The organism is Streptomyces sp. R818 (assembly GCF_056172735.1).
In genome coordinates, this window is the sequence record NZ_JAOCNE010000014.1 from 1,018,440 (window position 1) to 1,043,804 (window position 25,365).

A 25,365-nucleotide genomic window follows, 5' to 3' on the forward strand; every position below is an offset into this window, starting at 1 on the left:
AGAGGGGGAACGACCATGGGGGCACGGGCCGACGCGCACGACGCGGACCACCGGGCGCTGTCCGCCGCGGTGACGGCCGTACTGGCACGCCTCGACACGCATGCGTCGGGCGGCGGTCCGGACGTGCCCGCGCGGTCGGATGGCGGCCCGGCCGCTCCCGCGCGGTCGGACGGCGGTCCGGGCCCTTCCGCGCCGTCGGCGGATGCTGCGGCGGACAGCCCGAGCGCGCTCGACACCCTCTGCTCCTGCTTCGCTCTCACCCCGTTCGAACGCGACGTCCTCGTGCTCGCCGCGGCCGCCGAGGTCGACCCCAGCACCGCCGCCCGCTGCGCGGCGGCCTGCGGCGATCCCGCCCGCCCCTACCCGACCTTCTCCCTGGCGCTCGCCGCGCTCGACGCCCCGCACTGGAGCGCGCTCACCCCGGTGAGCCCCCTGCGCCGCTGGCAGCTGGTCGAACCCGCCGACGACGCCTCGCTCACCACCGCGCGCCTACGGATCGACGAACGCATCCTGCACTTCCTCGTCGGCGTCCCCTACCTGGACACCCGGCTGCACGGACTGCTCGGCCGTCGCGTCCCGGCGCCGGACGAGGGCGGGCTCGTACAACTGCCCGTCGCGCATCGCATGGCCGCCGAGTCGGTGGCCCGGACGTGGTCGCGGGCCGCGTTCGACGGGCTTCCGCACGTCGAACTGGTCGGCGCCGACCGGGTGACACGCCGCGAGGTCGCCGCACGCGCGGCCCGCGACTGCGGGCTCGCCCTCTACGCGGCGACCGCCGAGGACCTGCCAGCCGAACCCGCGGAACGGGACCGGCTCGCCCGGCTCTGGCAGCGCGAGGCCATCCTCCTCCCGGCCGGACTCCTCGTGGAGAGCGGCGGCGAGCGCGCGGGCGGCCAGGAACGCACGACCGCCACCGCCGAGGCGTTCTTCGCCGAACTGGCCGTACCGCTCGCGATCTCCAGCACCGAACCGCAGCCCGCGCACGTGGCGGCGGCCGGCCGTGACCGCGTCACCGTCGAACCCCTCGGCCCGGAGGAGCAGTTACGGCTCTGGTCCGACGCGCTCGACGGAGTGGCGGACCTGGGCGAGCGGGACCTGCGTGATCTGGTCGCCCAGTTCTCGCTGCCCGCCCACGTCATCCGGGGCGCGGGTCTCTCCGTACGCCGGGCCGTCGAGAACAACGAGGAGTCCGGCACCGGCGGGGGCGGCGCCGCCCGGCTGGCGTGGCTGGCCGGGCTCACCGAGGCCCGTATCGCCCTCGACGAACTCGGCCGCCGGATCGAACCCCGTGCCGACTGGACGGACCTGGTCCTGGCCGAGCGGCAGCGCGAGACCTTGCGGGAGGTCGTCGCCCACGTACGGCAGCGCGCCACCGTCTACCAGGAGTGGGGCTTCGAGTCGCTGCTGCGGCGCGGACTCGGGGTGACCGCCCTGTTCGCGGGCGGCTCCGGGACGGGCAAGACGCTCGCCGCCGAGGTGATCGCGAACGAACTGGGCGTCGACCTGTTCGTCATCGACCTCTCCCAGGTGGTCAGCAAGTACATCGGCGAGACCGAGAAGAACCTGCGCCGGGTTTTCGACGCGGCCGAACGGGGCGGCGCCCTCCTGCTGTTCGACGAGGCCGACGCGCTGTTCGGCAAACGCAGCGAGATCAAGGACAGCCACGACCGCTACGCCAACCTCGAGGTCAGCTACCTGCTGATGCGGATGGAGGCCTACCGGGGGCTCGCCGTACTCACGACGAACATGAAGAAGGCGCTGGACACGGCTTTCCTGCGGCGCATCCGCTTCGTGGTCGACTTCCCGTTCCCCGCCGTGCCCGAACGTGCCGAGATCTGGCGCCGCGTCCTTCCCGAACGCACCCCGCGCAAGGGCATCGACGTCGACCGGCTCGCCCAGCTCACCGTCACCGGCGGCTCCATCCGCAACATCGCGCTCGCCGGGGCGTTCCTCGCCGCCGACGAGGGCTGCCCGCTGCAGATGCGGCACATGCTGGCCGCCACGCGCACCGAGTACCTCAAGCTGGAGCGCTCGCTGACTCCGTCGGAGGTCAGCGGATGGATCTGACGAACCCGACGAACGCGCGGGCTGGACGCATCGACGTGGAGATCGGCGAGCTGGTCCTCGACGGTTTCGCGCACGTCGACCGCGACCGGATGGCGGAGGCGTTCCGGCGGGAGCTGTCGCGACTCGTCCAGGAGCACGGCGTGCCCGTCGCCGAGGCCGTCGGCCACGACGAGGATGCCGCGCTCGCCCTCGACGTGGTGTCCGGGCTGCCTCCGCTGCCCTCCACGGTCTCCCCGGCACGCCTGGGCGTCGCGCTCGCCCGCTCGGTGCACGCCGGACTCACGACGGGACGCGGCCGGCGTCCGGAGCCGGGGCGCCCATGAGCGGCACCCACACCCACGCCCCGGACTCCGCCGCGCGCGACGCCGGACAGCGCCGACAGGCCAAGTCCCGTACGAGCAGGGCGCGCAGCCGCGTTCCGGAGCCGAAAGAGATCATCACGGCGGCGGGTCATCCACTGGACCCCGGGGTGCGCAGGGAGCTCGAAGCGCGCCTGGGCCATGACTTCAGCCAGGTCCGTGTCCACACCGACCGGGACTCCGCCGCCCTCGCCGAACTGGTGGGCGCGGACGCGGTGACGGTCGGGCAGGACATCTTCTTCGCACCCGGCATGTTCCGTCCCGGAACGGAGGACGGGCGGCGCCTCCTCTCCCACGAACTCCTCCACACCGTGCAGTCCCCGCACCAGCCGGGTGCCCTGCGGGCGGGACGGGACCTGGGCGCCGTCAGTTCGCCCCGCGACGCCGCCGAACAGGAGGCGGAGCGCGGGGCCCGCTCCGACGAACCGCACCCCGAGGTGACCCGGGACGCCACCCCCGGCTGGCTGCGCTACGCGACGGTCAGGGCCGACCGGTTCCGCACCGAGCAGCTCGACCCGGCCACGCTCGTCGACCGGCTGACGGCCGGCATCCTGCGCTCGCTGCGCGGCGACCCCGCCGACGCCGCGGGACGGGTGCAGCTGCAACTGTCCAGCTTGGCCGACGAGTTGCGCGACGCGGTGGTCGACCGTCTCGAGCGTCGGCTGCCGTCCGCCGACTATCACCGGGTGCTCGCGCTTGTCGAGGAGAGAGAGTACGGGCCGGCCGGGACGGACACCGGGCGTACTCCGGAGCCTGTGCCGGATCCGGACCCGGAACCGGGCCCGGATGCCGATGCGGGTGCGCGTACGCATACGGAGGAGCCGGGGCCTGCGGAGACGGAGGGCGAGAAGGGGAAGCCCGGGGATGGGGAGAGGCCGGCGCCGGGCGAGGGGCAGAAGGAGGACGGCGAGGGGCAGAAGGAGGACGGCCAGGAGCAGAAGGAGGACGGCCAGGAGCAGAAGGGCGGCGACAGAGAGGACCGCAAGGACGGGGATCCGGCGCGGCCGGGCGAGGAGAAGGGCGCTGACGAGCGGGAGAAGCCCAGGCCGTCCGCCCAGCAGGCACCCACAGGGAAAGGCGCGCAGGGCGTGGCCGGACCCACCGGGACGCCGGCCCCCGCCGCGGGACCCGTCGCCGAGTCGCTGTTGCCCGCCCCGCAGCATCAACCGGCACAGGGCGCCAAGCCGCAGGAACCCGACCGGCGCCGGGACGCCGAACCGGGCCCCGCGCGGCCGGAGCAGGTGGACCGGCTCGCGGAGGCCGAGGACAGCCCTCTCAAACGGCACGGCCTCCTCGACGACGACAAAGCCGACCCCCGCGAGGAGGAACAGCCGCTCGACCTCGAACCCGGCGCGGGCGACGAGGTCGAGCCGCTGAAGGACGACGAGGAGGCCGCTCCCGAACCCCCCGCGCAGCCGGAGCTGAAGCCGGAGGACTTCCTGCCCGGCAGCGATCCGGACGTCTCCGCGGTCCCCACGGCCGACCGCCTCCGGCTCCCGTCCAGCGGAGCGCCCCCCGCTCCCGAGGAGGCGCCGAGCTTCACCGAGCCGCCGCCGACGAAGGCGGAGCAGGTCGAGGAGGAGCGCAGAGACGCACCCCAGGACGAGACGCAGGACGAGACGAAGGACGAGACGAAGGACGAGACGGACGAGGCCGCGCCGCAACCCCCGGCGCCGCGCTCCGAACCGCCCGCCGCGCGGACGGGCGCCGAGGCCGGGCCCCGTACGCCCACCCCTTCGGAACGGGCGCCGGGCCCGACGCCCGTACGGACGACGACCGACGCGGAAGCGGACGACCGGACCGCGCGGGACCTGCAGCCGCAGCCGCCCGTCGAGGACGAGGCGAGTCCGGACCGGGACACGGCGGCGGGCCGCCAGGAACGCGGAGCCGACGCGGGTGACGCGTCCGGGGAGGGTACGGAGCGGCCCGCGGCCCGCACCACCGCTCCGTTAACGGGCGGTCCCGGGCCGCTGGAGCCTGGAACTGACGAGGACCGGGCGGCGGGTGGCTCACCTGCGGCCCTGGACGCCCCAGGGGCGCAACCTCCGCAGCCCGGCGCCTCGTTGGAGCCCGGCGGTGGTGGCTGTGCCGGACAGCAGCAGCCGACCACCGAGGGCGAGAAGGCGGAGGGTGGCGGGGGCGGCTGCGCGGCGGGCCAGGGCGGCGGCGAGACCAAGCAGGAGGAGAAGCCCGCGCCGCCGGACGTCTCGGGCCAGGATCCGCAGAGCGCGCTCGCCACGGCCGGGACGCTGCCGCCCGACCAGATGCGGTCGACGCTGGACGGTGTCGACGGCGCCGTGGACCGTTCGGTGGGGGAGCGGCACGCCGAGCTCGAGGCCGACGCTCCCTCCGCGCAGCGGCCCTCGGGCGCCCCGCGGACCCTTTCCGGTACGCCGCAGGAGGCCGCGCCCGCCGAACAGGTCCGGGAGCGGGTGGAGCGCGAGGGCGCCGAGGGCGGCAAGGAACAGCAGAAGGCGGAGGGCGAGAAGGCCAGGGGGCAGAACCCGGCCGCCGACGTCAGCCGCCCGAACGTGGCGGACGACGCCGCCAACAAGGTCACCGCCGACGACGTACGGAACATGCAGAACGCGGTCGGCGAGGTACCGACGGCCGATCCCGCCCTGAATGCCAGGGTCGAGGCGCCCAAGGTGGAGCTCTCCGGCGAGAGCGATCCGCAGCGGACCGACAAGCAGGCCGACAACCTGCGGAAGACGTCGGGCCGGATCCTCGCGGTCGGCCGCGAGGACACCGCCAAGCCGATGGGCGAGGACCAGATCTACCCGGACGTCCCCGCGGAGACGCTGACCGGGAACGTGCCCGGCCGAGGCGGTGCCGGGGGCCGTCGACGCGGCCGTTCCGGTCCGGCCGGGGGCGGTGCCGACGCCGGTGTCGCGATCGTGGCGCAGCAGGAGCGCGGCCCGCAGATCCAGGCGTCGGTCGGCCAGGCGCAGGGCCGGATGGCCGGCGAGGAGACGGATCAGCGGCAGGCCGAGGCCGAGGAGCGCCGGCGGAGCCAGGAGGAGCAGGACAAGGCCGTCGCCGAGAACGCCGAGGCGCAGAGCGGTGAACGCGGCGAGGCGGCCAGGCAGGTCCGGGCGGAGCGGACCCGGTGGCGTACCGAGCAGGACGAGACGTCGCAACGAGCGGACACCGACGCCGCCCGCGAACACACGGACAAGAACAAGGAGATCGACACCAAGCGCACCGACACCGACAAGGAGGTCGGCAAGCGCCAGGACGACGACAACAAGCAGATCCAGGACAAGCGGCGGGAGGCCGAGGAGAAGGCCCGCAAGGAGAAGGAGAACAAGGAGAAGGAGTCCGACAGCTGGTGGGGCTGGGTAAAGTCGAAGGTCAAGGCGGCGTTCGACGCGCTGCTCAGCGTGATCACCGGGATCTTCGACTTCTTCCGCGGGATCATCAACGGGATCATCGACAAGTTCCGTGAGTTCGCGAACTGGGCCATCGACCAGGCCAGGAAGTTCGCCGTCGAGCTGATCAAGAAGCTGGCGGACGCGCTCATCGCGATCGGTGACGTACTGCTCGCGGCGTTCCCGGAGTTGCGGGACAAGTTCCGCAAGAAGATCCAGCAGTGGCGTGACAAGGCGATCGCCAAGGTCAACGAGTGGGCGGACAGGCTCAAGGCGGCGGTCAACAAGCTCCTCGACCTGCTCGCGGCCGGGCTCAACAAGCTGCTCGACATGTTGGAGGCGGGGCTCAAGGCCGCCGTCAATGTGGTGCGGGACGCGGTCGTCGCGGCGATCGACTTCGCGCAGAAGGCGATCGCGGCGCTCGGGCAGTTCGCGGCGCTGGTCGCGGACATCGCGCCCGATCCGGGCGGGTGGCTGCAGAAGCTGGGCGGTTCGGCGAAGGAAGGCGTCCAGAACCATCTCTGGAGCGCCGTCAAGGTCGCGGTCAAGCAGTGGTTCAACGAGAAGGTCGAGTCCGTGCTCGGGCTCGGGCGGATGGTGCTCGACGTCCTGGTCAAGGGCTGTGTCTCGATGGCGCAGATCGGGCGGATGGCGTGGCAGGCGCTGGTGCAGTCCCTGCCGATGATCATCATCTCGATCGTCGTCGAGAAGGTCATCTCGATGATCGTTCCGGCGGCCGGGGCGATTCTGACGATCATTCAGGGCCTGATGGCGGTCTGGGGGACCATCAGCAAGATCATCGCGGCGTTCGGCAAGTTCTTCACCTACCTCAAGGCGGTGAAGGCGGGACCGGCGGCGTGTCTCTTCGCGGAGGCTGTGGCGGCGGGTGTGGTCGCCCTCCTGGAGTACATCACCAACTTCCTGCTTTCCCGGCTGAAGATGGCGGCCAAGGGGGTCGGCGGCCGGCTCAAGGCGATGGCCCAGAAGATCATGGCGGGTCTGAGGAAGGCGTCGAAGGGGCCGCGGGCGGCGGCGGGCGCGGCGGTCAACAGAGCCCGCGACGCCCTCCGCCGGGCCCGCGACGCCTTCACCTCCCCTCGCCGCCGCACCCCGCGCCCCGCGCCCGGCCCACGCCGCGCCTCGCCGCCCCGCCGCACCGGTCAGCCTCGCCGCCCCGCCGCCAAGCGCCCCGCCTCCGCGGCGGGCCGCGCCCTCGACTCCACTCGGAACGCCGCGAAGAACGCCCTGAAAAAGGTCCGCGACGCAACCGGCCGCCTGGGCCGAAAGCTGAGGAACAGCAAGGTCGGCCGCGCCTTGACCAACAGCGCGCGCAAGGTCCGCGACGCGGTCAAGAGGCAGCGGGACCGGCTGAAGGAGCGGTGGAACAGGCGCAAGCAGCGGCGGGACGAGCGGCGCAAGCGGGAGAACTCGCCGGAGGCGAAGGAGAAGCGCCTGGCCCTGATCGTGGCGCGGCTGCGCCCCCGGGTGCAGCGGCTCCTTGCCAAGGGAGCCGGGCATCGCGTCCATGCCGCGGTGCTGCGGGCCCTCCGTCTCTGGTACCGGCTCACCGGTCTCGACGTCAGGGGCAAAGCCGCCTTTGCCGACGTCGCCTCGCTCAACCCCGAGAAGCTCGTCATCAACGGGGCGGAGCTGGCGCCCGAGGAGGTTCTGAGGTTCATCAGGGACGTCGAGCAGGACATCAGGAAGCAGGCCGAGGCCCAGAACAAGACAGCGGGGCCCACGCCCGCCGACGAGAACGAACTCCCCGTCGCCGAGGACGAGCCCGTGCTGGCATCGGCGCAGCGCCGCTCGGCCCGCTTCAGCAAGGGATACCAGCCCTCGGTGGTGAACTATCAAGGGGCCGGTGGAGGGCAGGTCACCGTCACCCTTATGAGCCCTTATCCGAGGAACGCCGCCATGCTGTGGGCGCAGAAGATGAACACCGGCGAGATAGCCAAGGAGGAGCGCGGACGGTACAGCGACTCCGAGAAGCGGATCTTCGGGTCCAGGAAGTTCGGTGAAATCTCGAGAGCGCTCGCTGCCTTCCAGCGGTCCCGCGCCGTCGACTTCGGCGCGGACCCAGGAGAAGTCGCCCTGCTCGGCACCTTGGCACACGACATCGAGCCGCGCCGCAACCCCGGTACGGCCGTCTTCTCCATCCTGCACTCGGACTTCTATGAGAGAGCCGGACAGGATCCCACGGCGGGCGGCCAGGCCAAGCGTTTCATCCGAGCCTTCCATAAACAGACCATGACTCCCGAAGGGTCGGCAGGCGGAGCCACGGAACTCAGGAAGTATCTCAACAAGAAGCCGGACGCTCTCGATGACGCGATCGGGAGAAGGGTCGCCAAGTTGCGGGCCGGTGGCGTACCGGACGAACTTCTGAACGGAAATCTCAGGGACCTGCCGCAGTGGCAGCGCCAAGTGGAACTGGTGCGGCGCAGCGAGAAGGCAGTGGCTGCCGCCCAAACCGCCGTGAACAAGGCCGAAGCAGCCGGTGATCCGGCCGGATTGAAGGACGCGAAGAACAGGATGGCCGACGCCCGGCAGAAGCTGGGTGCGCGGAACACCCCGCAGTACAGGTCGTTGCAGAGGCTGCAGAAGCAGCAGGACGCACTCGCTCTGGCCAACCGTGAAATCGCTTTGATCAGGAGCTGGTTCAATTCCATGGGTGCGATCGACCTCGATTCCCGCGGCAATGCGGACAAGACCAGGCAGCTGCTCTATCGGCGTATAATCAGCCGCCTTCAAGCCGAATTCACGTGGTGGGTTCCGAGCAAGGGGCTGATGTAGTGAGGGCTGTGAAAAGGGCGGGCGGGTACCGGTCCCGGCGCTATGTATTTCGGGAGTTCGATGCTCTCGAAATGGTCGATGCGCTGCTTTCGGGCAACGCATGGCAGAAGATCGCGCAGCGTCCGGCCGACCCGCGACAGGGAATTCCCCGGCTGGTCAAGTGGGAGCTGCTGCCCGGCCTGCGGGCGTCGTACTACGAGGAGGAGGCGCTGAGAGCGTCCTACGTCATCCTCACCAGCACGCTGGGCGCGCCCTCGGTGCACAGCGCCGCTGCCGGTTTCGAGGTGCACCCGCAGGTGTACGACTTCGCAGACCTGATCGCGGAGCTCGACACCGCCTCCACGGCCGAGCGGCGAGCCGTCACGGTGGCGAGGGCGGGACTCGGGGCCCCGCTCGCCCGTGACGATGTCTTCTTCGAGCGCATCTCAGAATGCGCGGCCGATGCCGAGGCCCGAGTGCGGCACGGGGCGTTGTGGGCCGTCTCCCTCACCGAATGGCCCGAATTCCGTGATCTTCTGCGGTCCGTCGCACGCGCGGACTCGGACCCGGAGCTGCGTGAACTGGCCCAGGAGACGCTCACCGACTTCGAAGAGCTGGACCGGGAGGACCGGTGACCCGCTACCCCGACCTCCCCAAACCCATCCGCTCCGGACTCGTCCTCATCGACCCCCTCCGCGGCACCCCCCAGCGCGTCATCGTCCTGCAGTTCAACCCCGACTCCCTGGAGCGGTCGCTCGCTCCGCAGGGGGCCGGGGGTGAGGGGGCCGGGGATCGGACCGAGGCGTTGCGGATCAAGGGGCCCGCGGTCGAGTCCTGGAAGTTCACCGCGGAGATCGACGCGACCGACCAGATGGAGGTCGCCGCCCCCGACGGCATCCAGCCGGAGCTATCAGCCCTGGAGATGCTGGTGCATCCGCCGAGCGCGCAGGTCCGGCAGAACCAGGCCCTCGCCGCCCTCGGCACGCTGGAGATCACGCCGATCGAGAGCCCGCTGACCTTGTTCACCTGGGGCAGCAAACGCGTCCTGCCCGTACGCCTGACCGAACTCACCGTCACAGAGGAGGCGTTCGACGTGCAGCTGAACCCCTTGCGCGCGACCGTCGGCATCGGACTGCGGGTGCTCAACGTCAACGACCTGCCGACCGGACACCGCGGCGCCGAGCTGTACCTCGCGCACCTCGCGCAGAAAGAGCGGCTGGCCGGACGCGCGGCACCGGGGCGCACCACCGCCCTGGGACTCGGAAACGGAGGAGCGTTCTGATGAGTGTTCCTATCGCCGGTACCGCGAACGGCGAACCCCGCGACCCGTCGGCCGCCCTGGCCGTCGCCGCCACCACTACCTACCCCCGCACCAGCCGTTACTACCAAGCCCCCGTCGCCGTGCACACCGAGCCCGACGGCCGCGAGATCCCGTACCTGCGACGCCGGTTGCTGCCCGACCCCGCCACCCTCGGCACCCTCGCCGAGCACACCGTCAGCACCGGCGACCGGCTCGACCTCCTCGCGCACCGCTACCTCGGCAGCGCCGACCAGTGGTGGCAGATCGCGGACGCCAACCCGGCCCTCGACCCCGCCGAGCTGACCGCCACCCCCGGCCGGCGCATCCGGATCGCCCTCCCCGCCGGTGTGCCAGGGGCGGCCGGGGACGGGGGCCTCCATGGTTGACGTCAGCACCGGGCCCATCCGGCTCACCCTCCTCATGGGGCCGCAGATCCCGGTCCCGGTCCCCGCACCCGTCACCGACGCGCTGCTCTCCGCCCAGGTCACCGTGGCCTCGGGCCAGCGCAGCGGCTTCCAGCTCTCTTTCGACCTGTCGAAGAACGGGCTGATCAACACCACCCTGCTGCCCGCCGGGTTCTTCGACCCCAAGATCAGGGTGGTCCTCGCCGTGACCGTCCAGGGGGCCGTGACCGTCCTCATGGACGGGGTGCTGATCCGCCAGGAGGTCGGCGTCAGCAACCAGCCCGGCCAGTCCACCCTCACCGTCACCGGCGAGGACCTGACCGTCCTGATGGACCTGGAGGAGCGGGCCGCGGTGCCGTACCCCGCGATGGGGCCCGCCGCCCGCGTCGCCGCGATCATCTCCCAGTACGCGCAGTACGGCATCACCCCGCTCGTCGTCCCCGAACTGGTGCCCCAGACCCCGCTGCCCACCCAGCGCATCGACTTCCAGAAGGGCACCGACCTGGCGTACGTCACCGACCTCGCCAAGGCCAACGGCTACGTCTTCTACCTCGCCCCCGGGCCCCTGCCCGGCATGAGCCGCGCCTACTGGGGGCCCGAGGTGCGGCTCGGCGTCCCGCAGCACGCGCTCAACGTCAACATGGACGCGCTCTCCAACGTCGACCAGCTCACCTTCGCCTTCGACGGCACCGCCCGCGAGGAGCCCCAGGCCCGCGTCCAGATCCCCGCCACCCGGGTCTCCGCCATCCTGCCCGTCCCCGAAGTGAGCGTGCTGCGCCCGCCGTTGGCCCTCAAGCCGGCGCCCGCGCTGAAGAAGAAGGTCATCGCCGACACCGCCAAGAAGGACGCCGCGCAGGCGCTCGCGGAGACGCTCGCCAAGGCCGCCGAGTCGGCCGACGCCGTCACCGGATCGGGCCAGCTCGACGTCGTCCGCTACGGACATGTGCTCAGGCCCCGCGAACTCGTCGGCGTGCGCGGGGCGGGGATCACGTACGACGGCCTGTACTTCGTCAAGAGCGTCACCCACAACCTGCAACGCGGCGCCTACACCCAGAACTTCACCCTCGCCCGCGAGGGACTCATCCCGCTCACCCCCGCCGTCGTCCCCTGACATCACCGCCCCTCGATACGACCGTCCAGGAGCCTCCCGTATGGCCGCTGAACCAGCCCGTCGCTACCTCGGCAAGTACCGGGGCACTGTCGAGAGCACCGCCGACCCCCAGGGCATCGGCCGCATCACGGCGAAGGTGCCCGACATCCTCGGCGACGAACCGTCGACCTGGGCCATGCCCAGCTTCCCGGTGGCGGGACCCGGCATGGGCCACTACGCCGTACCGCCGTCCGGCGCCGGGGTCTGGATCGAGTTCGAGCAGGGCGACATCAACTACCCGGTGTGGACCGGCTGTTGGTTCGGCACCGCCGCCGAGGTCCCGCAAGCCGCCGACGCGGGCGCGACCGGCCGCCGCAACGCCGTCCTGCAGACCGGCCTCCAGTGCCGGATCGTGCTCTCCGACGACCCCGAGACCGGGCTGACGCTCAAGGCTCCCAACGGGGCCTCGATCGTCGTCAACGACTCCGGGATCCACATCGACAACGGCAACGGGGCGAAGGTCTCGCTGTCCGGCAACACCGTGACCATCAACGACGACGCGTTCAGCGTCACCTGACGGGGGACCGAACCATGCCCGGAAACGTGCTGCACGCGAACGCGACCGTCACCTGTCCGCACGGCGCGCCCGCCACCGTCCAGCCCGCGCAGTCCCGCGTCGTGGTGGACGGCCGCTTCGCCTCCACCGCCGCCGACCTGTACACGGTCACGGGGTGCCCCTTCACCGTCGGCAACAAGCCGCAGCCGTGCACCACGATCCGCTGGCAGGGCCCGTCGTCCCGGGTCCGCGCGGGCGGCTCGCCGGTCCTGCTCCAGTCCTCCACCGGGACCGGGCACAGCGCGGAGCAGGCGCCGCAGGGCGACGCGACGGTCTCCGTGGTGCAGCAGCGGGCGGTGGGCCGGTGAACCTCTCGCGCGCGCGGCGCACCGACATCGCCTTCCCGTTACGGATCGACCGCAGAGGACGTACCGCCGAGGCGGGCTACGACGACCACGTCCGCGACATGATCGAGCAGCTCCTCTTCACCAGCCCCGGCGAGCGGGTGATGCGCCCCGACTTCGGCTGCGGCCTGCTCGACCTGGTCTTCGCGCCCAACAGCCCCGAACTCGCCGCCACCCTCCACCTCTCCGTGCAGGCCGCGCTCCAGCGCTGGCTCGGCGACGTGATCACGGTCGAGTCCCTCGACGTGGAGAGCGAGGACAACGTGGTGCGGGTGCGCCTCGTCTACGAGGTCCTGCGGACCGGCACCCGCCGCGACGACGACTTCGTGGGGCCCGAGGGGCCTGAGAGGAGGGGAGCCGCGTGAACCAGGCGGAGAACGGCCCCGGCGGCGCGACCGAGTGCCGGGGCACACAGCGGCGCAGGGCGGACGTCTGCGCCGCCCGGCTGAACGGCCTCGACGGCGTCGAGGTCAGCGACGACGGGCGCACCCTCACCGTCACCTTCCTCGGCAGGGCGCCGCGCCACGTCGGCCCGGAGAACGTCCGTATCGACGGCGGGCGCCGGGTCACCGGCATCCGCGCCGTCGACGTGAGCGTGGAGCGCGCGGAGGACCCGGAGTACGACGACCTGATGCACGTCGGACTCGACCGGGCGGGCGACACGTCCACGTACCGGCTGAGCGTCGTGGAGAGCGACGCCTACGGACGGCCCGGGACCCGGCCTTACCACGGCTTCGATCCCCGCTACGGCAGCGCCGACTTCCGGTTCGGGCCGTCCTGCCCGACCGCCCTCGACTGCTTGCCCGCGCCCCGCGACTGTCCGCCCGCGCACGCCGACCGACCGGTCATCGACTACACCGCCCGCGACTACGACAGCCTGCGCCGCCTGCTGCTCGACCGCATGAGCCTGACCACGCCCGGTTGGACCGAACGGCACGTCCCCGATCTGGGCGTCACCCTCGTCGAACTGCTCGCCCACACCGCCGACCGGCTCGGCTACCAGCAGGACGCGGTGGCCACCGAGGCGTACCTCGACACGGCCAGGCGCCGGGTGTCGGTACGACGCCACGTGCGGCTCGTCGACTACGCGATGCACGACGGGTGCAACGCCCGCGCGTTCGTGACCCTGGAGACCGAGCGCGAGGTCGAACTGCGCGCGGGCACCTACCGGTTCGCCGCCGTGGACGTCAGCGGACTCGACCCCAGGGAGCGGCCCGACCTCGGCACGGTCGTCGCCGACGAGGACCTGGACGCGCTCGCGGCCCGCGCCGACGTCCTGGAGGTCTTCGAGCCGCTGGACAGGCGCGACCTCACCGTACGGCCGCAGCACAACGCGATCCGGTTCTGGGCGTGGGGCGACGAGGAGTGCTCCCTGCCCGCCGGCGCGACCTCGGCGACCCTGCGCGACGCCTGGACGGACGAGGACTCCCACAAAGGCGCCGAGCGTTCGAGGCAGTTGGACCTCGATCCCGGTGACCTGCTGCTCATCGAGGAAGTCCTCGGGCCGCGTACCGGCGCGCCCGCCGACGCCGACCCCGCGCACCGGCAGGCCGTCCGCCTCACCTCCGTCACCCCCCTCGTCGACGAGCTGTACGACCAGCCGGTCGTCGAGGTCGCCTGGGACACCGCCGACGCGCTGACCTTCCCCGTGTGTCTGTCCGCGCGCGGCGGCCCCGACTGCCGGCTGATCGACGACATCAGTCTCGTACGGGGAAACGTGGTGCCGGCCGATCACGGCCGCTCCCTGACGTTCTGCGCCGCCGCCCCCGAACGCTTCCGGGTGCCGCCCGAGCCGGTGACCCGGCCGCCGTGCGGGCCGCCGGACTCGGGCTGCGGCGACCGGGACGGGGGCAGCGCCACCGCCCAGGACCTGCACCGGCTCCTCGCCCTCGCCGAGGCGGGGCACCAGCTGACGCCCGACCGGGTCAGGGAACTGCACGGCCTGGTCGGCGAGGAGGCGGTCACCCGGGCCGGGATCGAGACGCATCTGCACCTCGCCGCGGGGTCCGACCCCGAGGAGCGGGTCGCACCGCCCACTGCGGACGCGCAGGCCGACGCCCTTCGGACGCTGCTCGCCCAGGTGACGTATCCGGGCGTGCCGGTCCGGTTCCGGCCGGTGCTGCGCGGAACGCCGGTCACCCAGGCGGTGCCGTACCCCGATCCCCGGCTGATCGCGGCGGCGCAGGCGCGACTCCTCGTCCTGATCCCCGAGCGGGTCCGGGCGCGTCTTGAGGAGCTGTGGCGCCGGGCGCGCGAGCACCATGAGCCGTCGCGCGCCGAGATCGCCGAACTCACCGTCCTGTTCGGTGCCCGGGTCCTGGACGAGGTGCGGCTGACCGACCATCCCGTCCGCGCCCTGCGCGACCTGCTCTCCCGCAGCGACCGGCTGCTCGCGGGCAAGCTCCGGCGGCTCGCCGTACTCGTCGCCCGCGCCGGGGCAGGCACCGTCCTCGACGCCAGGACGGTCTGGGAGATCCGCCACAGCTGGGGCCGCCTCTACGCCCACGGCCTAGACCCGGCCGGGCGCTCACTGACCGGGCCCGCCGCCGCTCTGACCGCGCCCGACCCCCGTACGGCACTCCCGGCCGTGACCGCGGCCGTCGGGGACGAGGTGTGGACCCCGCGCCGCGACCTGCTGTCCGCCGGGCGGCGGGAGCGGCACTTCGTGGGTGAGCTGGAGGACGACGGCCGGCTCGCCCTGCGCTTCGGCGACGGCCGCCACGGGGCGCCGCCCCCGCCCGGTGCGGACCTCGACGTCTCCTACCGGGTCGGCAACGGCCCCGACGGCAACGTCGGCGCGGAATCCATCAACCACCTCGTCTTCTGCGCGGGGCACTGCGAGCGCCCCGAAGGGCTGGTCCGGGTCCGCAACCCGCTGCCCGCCGTCGGCGGCACGGCCCCCGAATCCCTGGCGGACGTGCGGCAGTTCGCCCCGCTCGCGCTGCGCCGCACCCGGCTGCGCGCGGTGACCGCCGACGACTACGCGGAGCTGGCCACGGCGGTGCCGGGGGTGCAACGGGCCGCCGCCGACCTGCGCTGGACCGGCAGCGCCGTGGAGGTCCACGTCGCCGTCGACCCGCTCGGCGACGCGGACCCACGCCTTCTGGACGCCGTCGCCGACACCCTGGAGCGCTACCGGCGCATCGGGCACGACGTGGTCGTCCACCCGGCCCGCACGGTCCCGCTCGACATCGAGCTGACGGTGTGCGTCGCCCCGGGACGGCAGCGCGGCCACGTCCTCGCCGCACTGCGCCGCGACCTCGGCACCGCCCGTCTCGCCGACGGCCGGACCGGCCTCTTCCACCCGGACGCCCTGACCTTCGGCGACCCCGTGCGCGTCAGCCGTCTGGTGGCCGCCGCCGCGGCGGTGCCCGGCGTGCTCAGCGCCCAGGTGACGCGGCTGCGCCGGCTGTTCCGCGACGACGACGGAGAACTGGAGGCCGGGGTGCTGCCCCTCGGCCCCCTGGAGATCGCCCAGTGCGACAACGACCCCGACCGGCCGGAGAACGGCCGGCTCGCCCTCGTGATCGGAGGCGGCCGATGACCGGCACCTGCCACTGCGGCTGCACGGACGGCCGGACCGGCCCGGAGACGGGCCCGCCGCCCGGCGCAGACACCCTGGCCCTGCGGACCGCCACCCACGCCGACTTCCTGTCCGCCATGCTCGCCCGCCTCTCCGGCCCGGCCTACCCGGCGCTGCGCGGACTCACCGCCCGGACACCCGACGACCCGGCCGTCGCGCTCCTCGACGCCTGGGCCGTCCTCGGCGACCTGCTGACCTTCTACTCCGAGCGGATCGCCGACGAGGGGTACCTGCGCACCGCCACCGAGGAACACTCCCTGGCCCTGCTCGGCAGGCTCGTCGGCCACAAGCCCCGCCCCGGCGTCGCGGCTGACACCTATCTGGCGTACGGCCTCGACCGCGATCCCCGCCCGGGCGAGGACCCGACGGTGACGATCGCGCGCGGCGCGCGCAGCCAGAGCGTCCCCGGGCCGGGGGAGGAGGCGCAGCCCTTCGAGACGTCGGAGCCGCTCGCCGCCCGCTGGTCGTGGAACGAGCTGCGGGTCCTGCGGCGCCGCCCCTACCGGATCACGGCGCGCTCCCTCCAGGAGCGGCAGCAGCTGATCGTCGCGGGGACCGCCACCAACCTGAAGGCCGGTGACCAGCTTCTCCTGGTGTTCAGCGCGGAGAAGAGCGCGGACCGCTCGCAGCGCACCCTGCTCACGGTGTCCGACGCCCGGATCGACCGCGACGACGCCGTGACGGTCGTCGGCCTGCCGGGACCCGCCCTGCCGTCCCTGGCGGATCTGGTCGCCGAGGCGCGGGAGTGGGTCACCGACGCGGAGAGCGGACCCAACAGCCCCTGGCCCGCCGGGAGCCGGCTCGTCGTGGACTTCGACGACCAGGTGCTCACCCCGCTCCGCGCAGACCTGGACGAGCTGACGACACCGACCGCGTTCGCCGCACGCCTGGACACCACCGTCGAACGCGCCCACGAAGCCGAGCAGTTGGCCGCGGACCACCGGGAGGTGGCCGACTGGTTCGCGCGCCTGGCGGAAGGGCTCGACCGGCTGAGCGGACAGGCGCGGGCCCTCGAACCGCCGCAGCCCGACGAGACCCCGGGTGCCCCCGCCCCGGCCCACCCCGCGCTCGCGGCCCTCGGCGCGCTGCTGCCCGCCCTGCGCACCGCCCCCGTACGGCCGCCGCTCACCGCACGTCATCTGGCCCGCGACCCCGCGCAGATCTTCGCGCCCGGCGCCGACCTCACCCCCCACCTCCTCGCCGGGCTCGACCCGCGACTGCGCGAGGGCCTCTTCGACGCCTGGCGGCGGACCGACGCGACGGCGCCCTCGGCGCTGCGCGAGCTGCGGGCGATGCGGGTGACCGCGACCCCGTTCGGCGCGACCGCGCCCCTGAAACCCGTCTACCAGGGCAATCAGGTCGTCCGCTACGAGGACTGGCCGCTGACCGGGTCGAAGTTCATCGGCATGAAGGTCGGCTTCGACGAGGAAAGGGGCGCGGTGCCGGACCGCGTCGACTTCACCTATGTGGAGGGCGGCGGTTCCGTGCAGGCGGGGTACGCGCTGCCGTTCACCGGCACGGTCGACTTCGGACCCGGCAGGATCAGGCTGACGACGACACGGTCGGAGCCGGAGCCCGGTCCCGGGGCCGCCGAGCCTGCCGAACCCGGTGTCAAGGCGGAGCTCCAGGCCGAGTTGCCCGTACGCACTCTCTTCGTCTCCGAGAAAGAGGGCATGGAGCAGGACTTCGTCCATGTCACCATCGGGAACGGCACCACCCTGGACCACCGGCTCGCCCCCGGGGAGCAGGCGCCGCCCGAGGACCACGGCGGCCTGCGGGTGACCGTGGGCCGGTCCGCACCGGGGCCCGACCCGGCCGTGGAGATCACCCTCACCTCCCAGCTCGCACAGACCTCCCGCAACGTCATCGCGCTGGACGCCGTGTACGAGGGCATCGCCCCCGGCGGCTGGGTGGCGATCCACCGGCCCCGCAAGGGCGCCGCGGGGCAGATCCCCGGGGACCCGAAGCTCTCGCTCGTCATCACCCGGGTCACCGGTGTGCGGGTGCTGTCGCGCGCGGACTTCGGCATCACCGGCAAGGTCACCGAACTCACCCTGGAGGACCGCTGGCTGGACGAGCACGACGTCCTGCTCTCGCACATCAGGGACACCACCGTGTACGCGCGCGGCGAGCCCCTCACCGTCGCCGACGAAGAGGTCACCGACGACGTGCGCGGCAACCGGATCGAGCTGGCCGACCTGTACGACGGGCTCGACCTCGGCCGCTGGATCGTCGTCACCGGCGAACGCACCGACATCCCCGACACCAGCGGGGTCCAGGGCACGGAGCTGACGATGATCGCCGGGGTGGAGCAGTCCGTGGACCCGCAGCTCCCCGGCGACACCGTGCACACCACGCTCACCCTGAGCGCCGCCCTGGCCCACAGCTACCGGCGCGACACCGTCAAGATCCTCGGCAACGTCGTGCACGCCACCCACGGCGCCACCCGCGACGAACCGATCGGCAGCGGCGACGCCTCGCGCACGGGCCAGACCTTCGCCCTGTGGCAGTCCCCGCTCACCTGGCTCGCCGCCGACACCCCGCTCGGGGCGAGCAGCACCCTGGAGGTGCGGGTCGACGGCGTGCTCTGGCACGAGACCGACAGCCTCGCGGGCCGCGCCCCGGACGAGCGGGTGTACGTCACCGGTGCCACCGAGGACGGCCGGACCACCGTCACCTTCGGCGACGGCGTGCACGGCGCGCGGCTGCCCACCGGGCACGAGAACGTCCGGGCCCGCTACCGGGTCGGCGTCGGCCGCGCCGCCAACGTCAAGGCGGGCCGCATCACCCAGCTCACCACCCGCCCGCTCGGCGTCAGTTCGGTCGTCAACCCGCTGCCCGCGACCGGCGGCGCCGACCCGGACGGCCCGGGAGCGGCCCGCCGCACCATCCCCCTCGCCGTCACCGCCCTGGACCGGCTCGTCTCGGTGCCCGACTTCGAGGACTTCGCCCGCGCCCGCGCCGGGATCGGCCGCGCGAGCGCGCGCCAACTCTCCGACGGCGCACGGCAGATCGTGCACGTGACGGTGGCGGGCGTCGACGACATCCCGCTCGCCGAGGACTCCGACGTCGTCCGCACCCTGCACTCCTCGCTCACCGCCCTGGGCGACCCGGCGCTGCCGGTCGTCGTCGCCGTCCGGGAACCGGTCCTCCTTGTCGTCGTCGCCGGGATCAAGGTCCACCCCGACCACCGGTGGGATCTGGTGGAGCCGCAGGTGCGGCGCGCACTGCTCGCCCGCCTCGGCCACGCCGGACGCGAGCTCGGCCAGAGCGCCCATCTGTCCGAGGTCCTTGCCGCCGCCCAGGCCGTACCGGGCGTCGACCACGTGGACGTGGACGCGTTCACCGGCGTGCCCGGCAGCATCACCCCGGCCGGACTGGAAGCGCTCAGCGAGCGGCTGACCGCGCCCCAGGCCGTGGTGGAGGCCCGCCTCGCCCGCTACGAGGAGGAACTCCACCGGGTGGCGCAGGACGGGGAGACCCTCACCCACGTCGCCGCCCGGCACGGCATCTCCGTCGCCGAACTGCTGCGGCTCAACCCCGACATCACCGACACCGCGCCGCTCGCGAAGGGCCGCTCGGTGTTCGTCTTCCGCGGAGTCCGACCGGCGCAGCTCGCGCTGCTGTCCCCGGACGTACCGGACACGCTGATCCTCAAGGAGGTCCGCGCATGACCAGGGAGCCCGACGGGCTGTACGGGCTGCTGCCGCAGTGGCACCGGCTGCGCGACACCGAGACCGGCGAGACGCTGCGGGCCCTGCTCGCCGTCATCACCGAACAGGCCGATCTGGTCCGCGCCGGCATCGAGGCCACGTACGAGGACTGGTTCATCGAGACCTGCGCCGACTGGGCCGTGCCCTACCTCGGCGACCTCGTCGGCTTCAAGCTCCCGCCCGGCTACGAGGAAGCGCTCGCCCTGCGGCCCGGCGGCCCGCTCGCCGAACGCCTCGCCCCGCGCCGCGATGTGGCCGCCACCGTCGCCAACCGCCGCCGCAAGGGCACCCTCGCGCTGCTGGAGGAGCTGTCCGCGTCGGTCGCCGACTGGCCCGCCCGCGCCGTGGAGTTCTCCCGCCTCCTCTCCTCCGCCCAGCCGGTCCGCCTGTACGGGGCGGGCGAGGAGGCGGCCGACGCGCGCAGGCTGACCCGCGGCCGCCTCGCCGACGTGCGCGACGGCGCCGGGCTCGACCTGCTCGGCGGCCCCTTCGACCCGGCCGCGCACACCGTCGACGTACGCCGCGCCGGATCGGCGCGACGCCAGGGCGGCTACACGCCCGCCGGCGTCGGGTTGTTCGTATGGCGGCTCAAGCCGTACTCGGTCACCCGGGCGCCCGCCTACTGCATTGACCGCGCCAGGAACCTGTACACCTTCTCCCTCCTCGGCAACGACACCCCGCTGGTGGCCCGCCCGGAGCCCGAACCCTCGCCGTCCCACCTCGCCGGAGCCGACCACGTCCCCGGCTACCTGCGGCGCCGGGCGCTCGCCGACGGGCTCACCGACCACTACGGTCCCGGCAAAAGCTTCACCATCTGGCGCGACGGACACGAGGAGCCCGTCGCCCCCGCCGACATCGTCGTGGCCGACCTGACCGGCTGGACCTACCGGCCCAAGCGGGGCCAGGTCGCGGTGGACCCGGTGCTCGGCCGGATCGCGTTCGGCGCCCGCTCCGCCCCGCGCCGCGGCGTCTGGGTCACCTACCACTACGCGTTCGCCGACGACACCGGGGGAGGGGAGTACCCGCGCGAACGGACCACGCCGCGCGGCGCCCCCGTCTACCGGGTCGGCCCCGGCCAGCCCGACGAGCGGATCACCGACGCCTACGAGCGCTGGCGCGGGGACGGCGGCGCCGAAGCCGTCATCGAGATCACCCACAGCGGCACCTACCAGGAACAGCTCGACTTCGACCTGCGCCCCGGCGACCGCCTGGAGCTGCGCGCGGCCGAGGGCACCAGGCCCGTCATCCGCCTCCTGGACTGGTACAGCAACCGCCCCGACGCCCTCAACATCCGCGGCAACGAAGGAGACGGACCCCCGCCGCGCATGACCCTCGACGGACTCCTGATCACCGGGCGCGGCGTCAACGTCACCGGGCCCGTCGGCACTGTCGTCATCCGGCACTGCACCCTGGTCCCCGGCTGGTCGCTCGAGCCCCACTGCGAGCCGCACTCCCCGCAGGAGCCCAGCCTCGTCCTGGAGTGCACCACCGCCTGCGTCCAGATCGAACGGTCCATCCTCGGCACGATCCTGGTCTCCGGCGACGAGGTCGGTACGGACCCGGTCCACATCCACCTCGCCGACAGCGTCCTGGACGCCACGGGCCCGGACCGCGAGGCGCTGTCCGCGCCCGAATGCCGGCACGCGCACGCGGTGCTGCACGCCCACCGCACGACCGTCCTCGGCGAAGTGCACGTCCACGCCGTCGAGAGCGCCGAGGACAGCATCTTCACCGGCCGTCTGCACGTGGCCCGCCGCGGCCTCGGCTGCCTGCGCTTCTGCTACGTCCCGCCCGGCTCCCGCACCCCGCGCCGCTACCACTGCCAGCCCGACGAGGTCCGCGCCGCCGAGCGCGAGCGCGCCGAACGCGACGGCGGCGACCCCGCAGACCTCCCCGGCCGCCAGGACGCCGAGGCCCAGCGCGTACGGCCACTGTTCACCAGCGAGCGGTACGGCACGCCCGACTACGCCCGGCTCGCCGCGCGCTGCGCGCCGGAGATCACCCGAGGCGCCGAGGACGGCAGCGAACTCGGCGTCTGGCACGACCTGTTCCAGCCCCAGCGCGAGGACGGTCTGCGCGCGCGGCTCGACGAGTTCACACCGGCGGGCACCGACGCCGGAATCATCCACGTCACCTGAGCGCCCCGCTCCGGCACCCGACTCCCTTTACTTCTCGCGCGACCTCCCAGGGGGGACCAGATCCATGCACGCAGACCTCTCCCGCGTCACCTTCCGGCCGGGCAAGCACTACTCGGCGGTCCTGGCGCAGCAGGGCCGCGTCCAGCTCGACGCCGACGTCAACGAACAGACGGCGATCGCCCTGTACCGCGAACGCACCGCCGTCGCCGACCTGGTCGGGCCGCACGGCGGCCCGGCCGCCGCCCTCGGCTTCGCCATCGCCTACAAGGCGGGCAACCGGGTGCCGGACGACCTGACCATCGGCGCCGGACGCTACTACGTGGACGGCATCCTGCTGGACGCCACCCGCCCGCAGCCCGGGGTCCCCGCCGAGAGCGGGGAAGGGGAGCAGGGCGAGCAGGCACCGGGCGCGGACGACGACACGCTCTGGCACTACTGGACCCAGCCCGACGGCTACCGCGACCCCGAACGCGAGACGGACCGGCTGCCCGACAAGTTCCCCTACCTGGTCTACCTCAAGGTGTGGGAACGGTCCGTCACGGCGGTGGAGGACCCCGAGATCCGCGAGGTCGCCCTCGGCGCGGCCATGCCCGACACCGCCGCCCGCCGCAAGGTGGTCTGGCAGGTCCTCGCGGTGCCCGCGGCGGAGCTCGACATCCCCGCGCGCAAGGGGACGGCGGCCGAGGCCCGCGAGGCGTTCGACACGTGGGCGCGAGCGCGCGGTACTTCGGGCGCCCGGCTGGCCGCCCGCTCCGAGCGCCCCGCCCGCGCCGACGAGGACCCCTGCGTCACCCACCCCGAGGCCCGCTACCGGGGCCCGGAGAACCAGCTGTACCGGGTCGAGATCCACCAGGGCGGCGCCGCCGAGCGGGCCACCTTCAAATGGTCCCGCGAGAACGGCTCCGTCACCCTGCCGGTGGCATCCCTCGACGGCGCCTGGGCCACCCTCGCGACCCTCGGCGCCGACGACAAGCTCGACCTCGGCGCGGGCGACTGGGTCGAGGTGTCCGACGCCGCCCACGAGAGCCGCGACGAACGGACACCGCTGCTCCGCGTGGAGGAGGTCGACCTGCCGGGGCGCCGGGTGCGCCTGTCCGGTGAACCCGCGCCCGGCACCGGCCGGGTCGCCGCCCGGCGGCCGTTCCTGCGCCGCTGGGACCACCGCGGCTCCACCGGCCGCGGCGCCCCGCGCCTCACCGACGGCGCCCTCGCCCTCAAGGGCCGCGAGGGCACCTGGATCGACGTGGAGGACGGCGTCCAGGTCTACTTCGCGGCCGACGGCACCTACCGCCCCGGCGACCACTGGCTCGTCCCCGCGCGCACGGCGACCGGAACCGTGGAGTGGCCGCGCGACACCGCCCGGCGGCCCCTGCTGCAACCGCCCGCCGGGATCGAGGTGCACTACGCCCCGCTCGCCCTGGTCCGCGGCAAGGCCCAGGACGGGGTGACCGACCTCCGCCACGTCTTCGGCCCCCTGGCCGCCCCGGTCGAGTCGAGGACGTAGCGGTGCTGGCTGGCGTTCTCGTCGGGATCGGGACCCTCGGCCGCACCGTATGCGATGGGGCCGCACTCGCCGGTGGCTCGCGGATAGCCTGCACCGATGGAGCAGCAGCAGCGGGTCGCCGGCGCGGTCGTCGGCTCAGCGGTCGGTGACGCTTTGGGCGCCCCCTTCGAGTTCGGTCCGCAAGGGGTGTTCTCCGCGCGGTTTCCCGCGCCCGGTGCGGGCGGCGAGATGTGCGGAGGCGGTGGCTGGGAGCCGGGCGAGGCCACGGACGACACGCAGATGGCCGTGCTGGTCGCCCAGTCCCTGCTGGAGCGGCGCGGACTGGATCTGCCGGACATCTTCGCCCGCTTCCAGCGCTGGGCGGCGTCCGAACCGAAGGACATCGGCCTGCAGACCGAGGACGTCCTGACCAATGGCATGCCCTGGGATCTCGCCGCCGCGATCCACTTCCAGGTCAACCAACGCGCGGCGGGCAACGGCTCGTTGATGCGGGCCACGACCTCCGCGCTCTACTTCGCCGCCGCGGGCCGCGAGGCCACGACGGACGCGGCCCGCCGCATCGCCGCTCTCACCCACGGCGACCGGGCGGCTTGGGAAGGCACCGCGCTCTTCCACGAACTGATCCGCGTCACGCTCGACGGCACCGACCCGCTTTCGGCGCTCCCGGACATCCTGACGCTCGTCCATCCAGACCACCGCGCCCGCTACGCCACCGTCCTCGCCCCCGACTGGCACCCCGACCGGGCGACCGAGTTCAACGGCGCCGTCTGGCCCTGCCTCGGCTCCGCCGTCTGGGCCCTGCGCACCACGACCGGCTTCGAGGACGCGCTGCGCGCGGCGATCGACTGCGGCGGCGACACGGACACCGTCGCCGCGGTCACCGGAGGCCTCGCCGGGGCCTGGTACGGGCTGGACGCCGTCCCCGACCGCTGGACCCAGCCACTGCACGTCCCCCTCCCGGGGTTCGACGGGCAGGTGCTGCACCTGGCCGACCTGCTCGACCTCGCACACCGCCTCCGGGAGGAGGGAAGCCGATGAGGCGGGCACGGCGCCCCGGGTCGGCCGGCGCCCAGTCGGCACGGTCACTCCGGCGGTGCCAACGCGGTCCGCGCCAGATCGCGCAGCCACATGTGCGCAGGGTCGGTGTCATAACGCTGATGCCATGACAGATAGACAGCTGCCGCCGGCACTTCGAAGGGCAGGGGAAGCAGGGCCAGACCGAGGGCGTCGGCCGTCGCACGCGTCGTCGACTCGGGCGCTGTGACGAGCAGGTCGGAGCCGCGCACGAACGCGAACGCGGTCGCTTCGGTGGGCACCGTCGCCACCACCCGCCGCGTCAGACCGAGCCGCCCGAGAGCGTCGTCGAGGGCGTTCGTGAGCCTCCCGCGCCGCGAGACGGTGAGGTGCTCGGCCGCGGCGTACCGCGCGGCGGTGACGGCCTCGCCCCGGGTGAGCGGGTGCCCTTCCCGTACGACGATGACGTGCCGGGTCTCGGCGACCCGTTCGGCGCGGATGTCGGGCGCGGAAGGGGGGTTCGCGTTCGCCTCCAGGTCGACCTCGCCGCGCCGCAGACCGGGGGTGTCGACGCTCGACTCCGCGACGAACCGCAGCCGCACACCCGGCGCCTGTTCGCGGACGGCAGCGAGAAGCGCGGGGCCGCCGAGAGCGACCAGCGCGTCGTGCCAGCGGAGTGTGAAGGTGCGCTCCAGCGTCGTGAGGTCGAGCGCGCGGCTCGGCGCCAGGACGCCCTGCACCTGCCGCAGCAGTTCGTGCACCTGCTCCCGGACGGCGACCGCGTACGGCGTCGGGGTCATCGTGCGTCCGGTGCGCACCAGGATCTGATCCCCGGTCGTGCGCCGGATCCGGCCGAGGCTCCGGCTCATCGCGGGGGCGGTGACGTGCAGACGTGCGGCGGCTCCGGCGACGCTGCCTTCCTCCAGGAGCGCGTCGAGTGCGGCGAGGAGGTTCAGATCCAGTTGCATGGGAGTCATGTTAGGCGTGCTTTACATGCACTTGTGGTTAATCCGGGGCCCTTCTACCTTCGAGATGCGGGCACGACGCAGACACGGTCCTCGTCGCCCCGTCCGCCTCATCACCCTTTCTC

At 73.2% G+C, this 25,365-nt stretch carries 16 protein-coding genes; 15 read left to right on the forward strand and 1 reads right to left on the reverse strand.

The features are described 5' to 3' along the window. Positions 1-15: 15 nt before the first annotated feature. The 15 genes from N5I75_RS36525 to N5I75_RS36595 all read left to right on the forward strand — a co-directional run bounded on the left by N5I75_RS36525 (position 16) and on the right by N5I75_RS36595 (position 24,299). Entirely contained in the window at positions 16-2,067 is a 2,052-nt protein-coding gene (locus N5I75_RS36525) for an ATP-binding protein (RefSeq protein ID WP_476684470.1), read from the forward strand. Then, on the forward strand, positions 2,058-2,390 hold the full coding sequence (locus tag N5I75_RS36530; RefSeq protein ID WP_476684471.1) for a hypothetical protein: 333 nt from the start codon (positions 2,058-2,060) through the stop codon (positions 2,388-2,390). The genes N5I75_RS36525 and N5I75_RS36530 overlap by 10 nt, the downstream gene beginning before the upstream one ends. Then, complete coding sequence (locus N5I75_RS36535) at positions 2,387-8,590, forward strand: eCIS core domain-containing protein (RefSeq protein WP_476684472.1); 6,204 nt, start codon at positions 2,387-2,389, stop codon at positions 8,588-8,590. Before N5I75_RS36530 ends, N5I75_RS36535 begins: the two co-directional genes overlap by 4 nt. 71 nt (positions 8,591-8,661) lie before the next feature. After that, entirely contained in the window at positions 8,662-9,204 is a 543-nt protein-coding gene (locus tag N5I75_RS36540) for a hypothetical protein (protein ID WP_476684473.1), read from the forward strand. Continuing rightward, complete coding sequence (locus N5I75_RS36545) at positions 9,201-9,851, forward strand: hypothetical protein (protein WP_476684474.1); 651 nt, start codon at positions 9,201-9,203, stop codon at positions 9,849-9,851. Before N5I75_RS36540 ends, N5I75_RS36545 begins: the two co-directional genes overlap by 4 nt. Beyond that, positions 9,851-10,255, forward strand: coding sequence for a hypothetical protein (locus tag N5I75_RS36550; RefSeq protein ID WP_476684475.1), 405 nt, complete (start codon positions 9,851-9,853; stop codon positions 10,253-10,255). Before N5I75_RS36545 ends, N5I75_RS36550 begins: the two co-directional genes overlap by 1 nt. Next, positions 10,248-11,384, forward strand: coding sequence for a hypothetical protein (locus tag N5I75_RS36555; protein WP_476684476.1), 1,137 nt, complete (start codon positions 10,248-10,250; stop codon positions 11,382-11,384). Before N5I75_RS36550 ends, N5I75_RS36555 begins: the two co-directional genes overlap by 8 nt. Positions 11,385-11,424: 40 nt before the next feature. Continuing rightward, the gene (locus N5I75_RS36560) at positions 11,425-11,940 is read left to right on the forward strand and encodes a phage baseplate assembly protein V (RefSeq protein WP_476684477.1); all 516 of its coding nucleotides are present in this window, start codon (positions 11,425-11,427) and stop codon (positions 11,938-11,940) included. A gap of 14 nt (positions 11,941-11,954) precedes the next feature. Beyond that, the gene (locus tag N5I75_RS36565; RefSeq protein WP_476684478.1) at positions 11,955-12,287 is read left to right on the forward strand and encodes a hypothetical protein; all 333 of its coding nucleotides are present in this window, start codon (positions 11,955-11,957) and stop codon (positions 12,285-12,287) included. After that, positions 12,284-12,688, forward strand: coding sequence for a GPW/gp25 family protein (locus N5I75_RS36570; protein WP_476684479.1), 405 nt, complete (start codon positions 12,284-12,286; stop codon positions 12,686-12,688). The genes N5I75_RS36565 and N5I75_RS36570 overlap by 4 nt, the downstream gene beginning before the upstream one ends. Further along, complete coding sequence (locus N5I75_RS36575; RefSeq protein WP_476684480.1) at positions 12,685-15,867, forward strand: putative baseplate assembly protein; 3,183 nt, start codon at positions 12,685-12,687, stop codon at positions 15,865-15,867. The genes N5I75_RS36570 and N5I75_RS36575 overlap by 4 nt, the downstream gene beginning before the upstream one ends. Beyond that, complete coding sequence (locus N5I75_RS36580) at positions 15,864-19,580, forward strand: putative baseplate assembly protein (RefSeq protein ID WP_476684481.1); 3,717 nt, start codon at positions 15,864-15,866, stop codon at positions 19,578-19,580. Before N5I75_RS36575 ends, N5I75_RS36580 begins: the two co-directional genes overlap by 4 nt. Beyond that, positions 19,577-21,757 (forward strand): hypothetical protein, encoded by a 2,181-nt coding sequence (locus tag N5I75_RS36585; protein ID WP_476684482.1) that lies wholly within the window; start codon positions 19,577-19,579, stop codon positions 21,755-21,757. The genes N5I75_RS36580 and N5I75_RS36585 overlap by 4 nt, the downstream gene beginning before the upstream one ends. Positions 21,758-21,821: 64 nt before the next feature. Further along, a complete protein-coding gene (locus N5I75_RS36590) occupies positions 21,822-23,261 on the forward strand; it encodes a DUF6519 domain-containing protein (RefSeq protein WP_476684483.1) in 1,440 nt (479 codons plus the stop codon). Between the two features lie 96 nt (positions 23,262-23,357). After that, positions 23,358-24,299, forward strand: coding sequence for an ADP-ribosylglycohydrolase family protein (locus N5I75_RS36595; protein ID WP_476684484.1), 942 nt, complete (start codon positions 23,358-23,360; stop codon positions 24,297-24,299). A gap of 44 nt (positions 24,300-24,343) precedes the next feature. Here the strand turns inward: N5I75_RS36595 and N5I75_RS36600 are convergent, their stop codons facing one another. Further along, positions 24,344-25,243 (reverse strand): LysR family transcriptional regulator, encoded by a 900-nt coding sequence (locus N5I75_RS36600; RefSeq protein ID WP_476684485.1) that lies wholly within the window; start codon positions 25,241-25,243, stop codon positions 24,344-24,346. Positions 25,244-25,365 lie beyond the last annotated feature (122 nt).

Bases quoted from the DNA above. Each gene is read 5' to 3' on its own strand.
- N5I75_RS36555 (WP_476684476.1), top strand. From the start codon at position 10,248: ATGGTTGACGTCAGCACCGGGCCCATCCGGCTCACCCTCCTCATGGGG.
- N5I75_RS36560 (WP_476684477.1), top strand. From the start codon at position 11,425: ATGGCCGCTGAACCAGCCCGTCGCTACCTCGGCAAGTACCGGGGCACT.
- N5I75_RS36540 (WP_476684473.1), top strand. From the start codon at position 8,662: ATGGTCGATGCGCTGCTTTCGGGCAACGCATGGCAGAAGATCGCGCAG.
- N5I75_RS36580 (WP_476684481.1), top strand. From the start codon at position 15,864: ATGACCGGCACCTGCCACTGCGGCTGCACGGACGGCCGGACCGGCCCG.
- N5I75_RS36595 (WP_476684484.1), top strand. From the start codon at position 23,358: ATGGAGCAGCAGCAGCGGGTCGCCGGCGCGGTCGTCGGCTCAGCGGTC.
- N5I75_RS36600 (WP_476684485.1), bottom strand. From the start codon at position 25,243: ATGCAACTGGATCTGAACCTCCTCGCCGCACTCGACGCGCTCCTGGAG.
- N5I75_RS36530 (WP_476684471.1), top strand. From the start codon at position 2,058: ATGGATCTGACGAACCCGACGAACGCGCGGGCTGGACGCATCGACGTG.
- N5I75_RS36550 (WP_476684475.1), top strand. From the start codon at position 9,851: ATGAGTGTTCCTATCGCCGGTACCGCGAACGGCGAACCCCGCGACCCG.
- N5I75_RS36525 (WP_476684470.1), top strand. From the start codon at position 16: ATGGGGGCACGGGCCGACGCGCACGACGCGGACCACCGGGCGCTGTCC.
- N5I75_RS36590 (WP_476684483.1), top strand. From the start codon at position 21,822: ATGCACGCAGACCTCTCCCGCGTCACCTTCCGGCCGGGCAAGCACTAC.
- N5I75_RS36565 (WP_476684478.1), top strand. From the start codon at position 11,955: ATGCCCGGAAACGTGCTGCACGCGAACGCGACCGTCACCTGTCCGCAC.
- N5I75_RS36585 (WP_476684482.1), top strand. From the start codon at position 19,577: ATGACCAGGGAGCCCGACGGGCTGTACGGGCTGCTGCCGCAGTGGCAC.
- N5I75_RS36535 (WP_476684472.1), top strand. From the start codon at position 2,387: ATGAGCGGCACCCACACCCACGCCCCGGACTCCGCCGCGCGCGACGCC.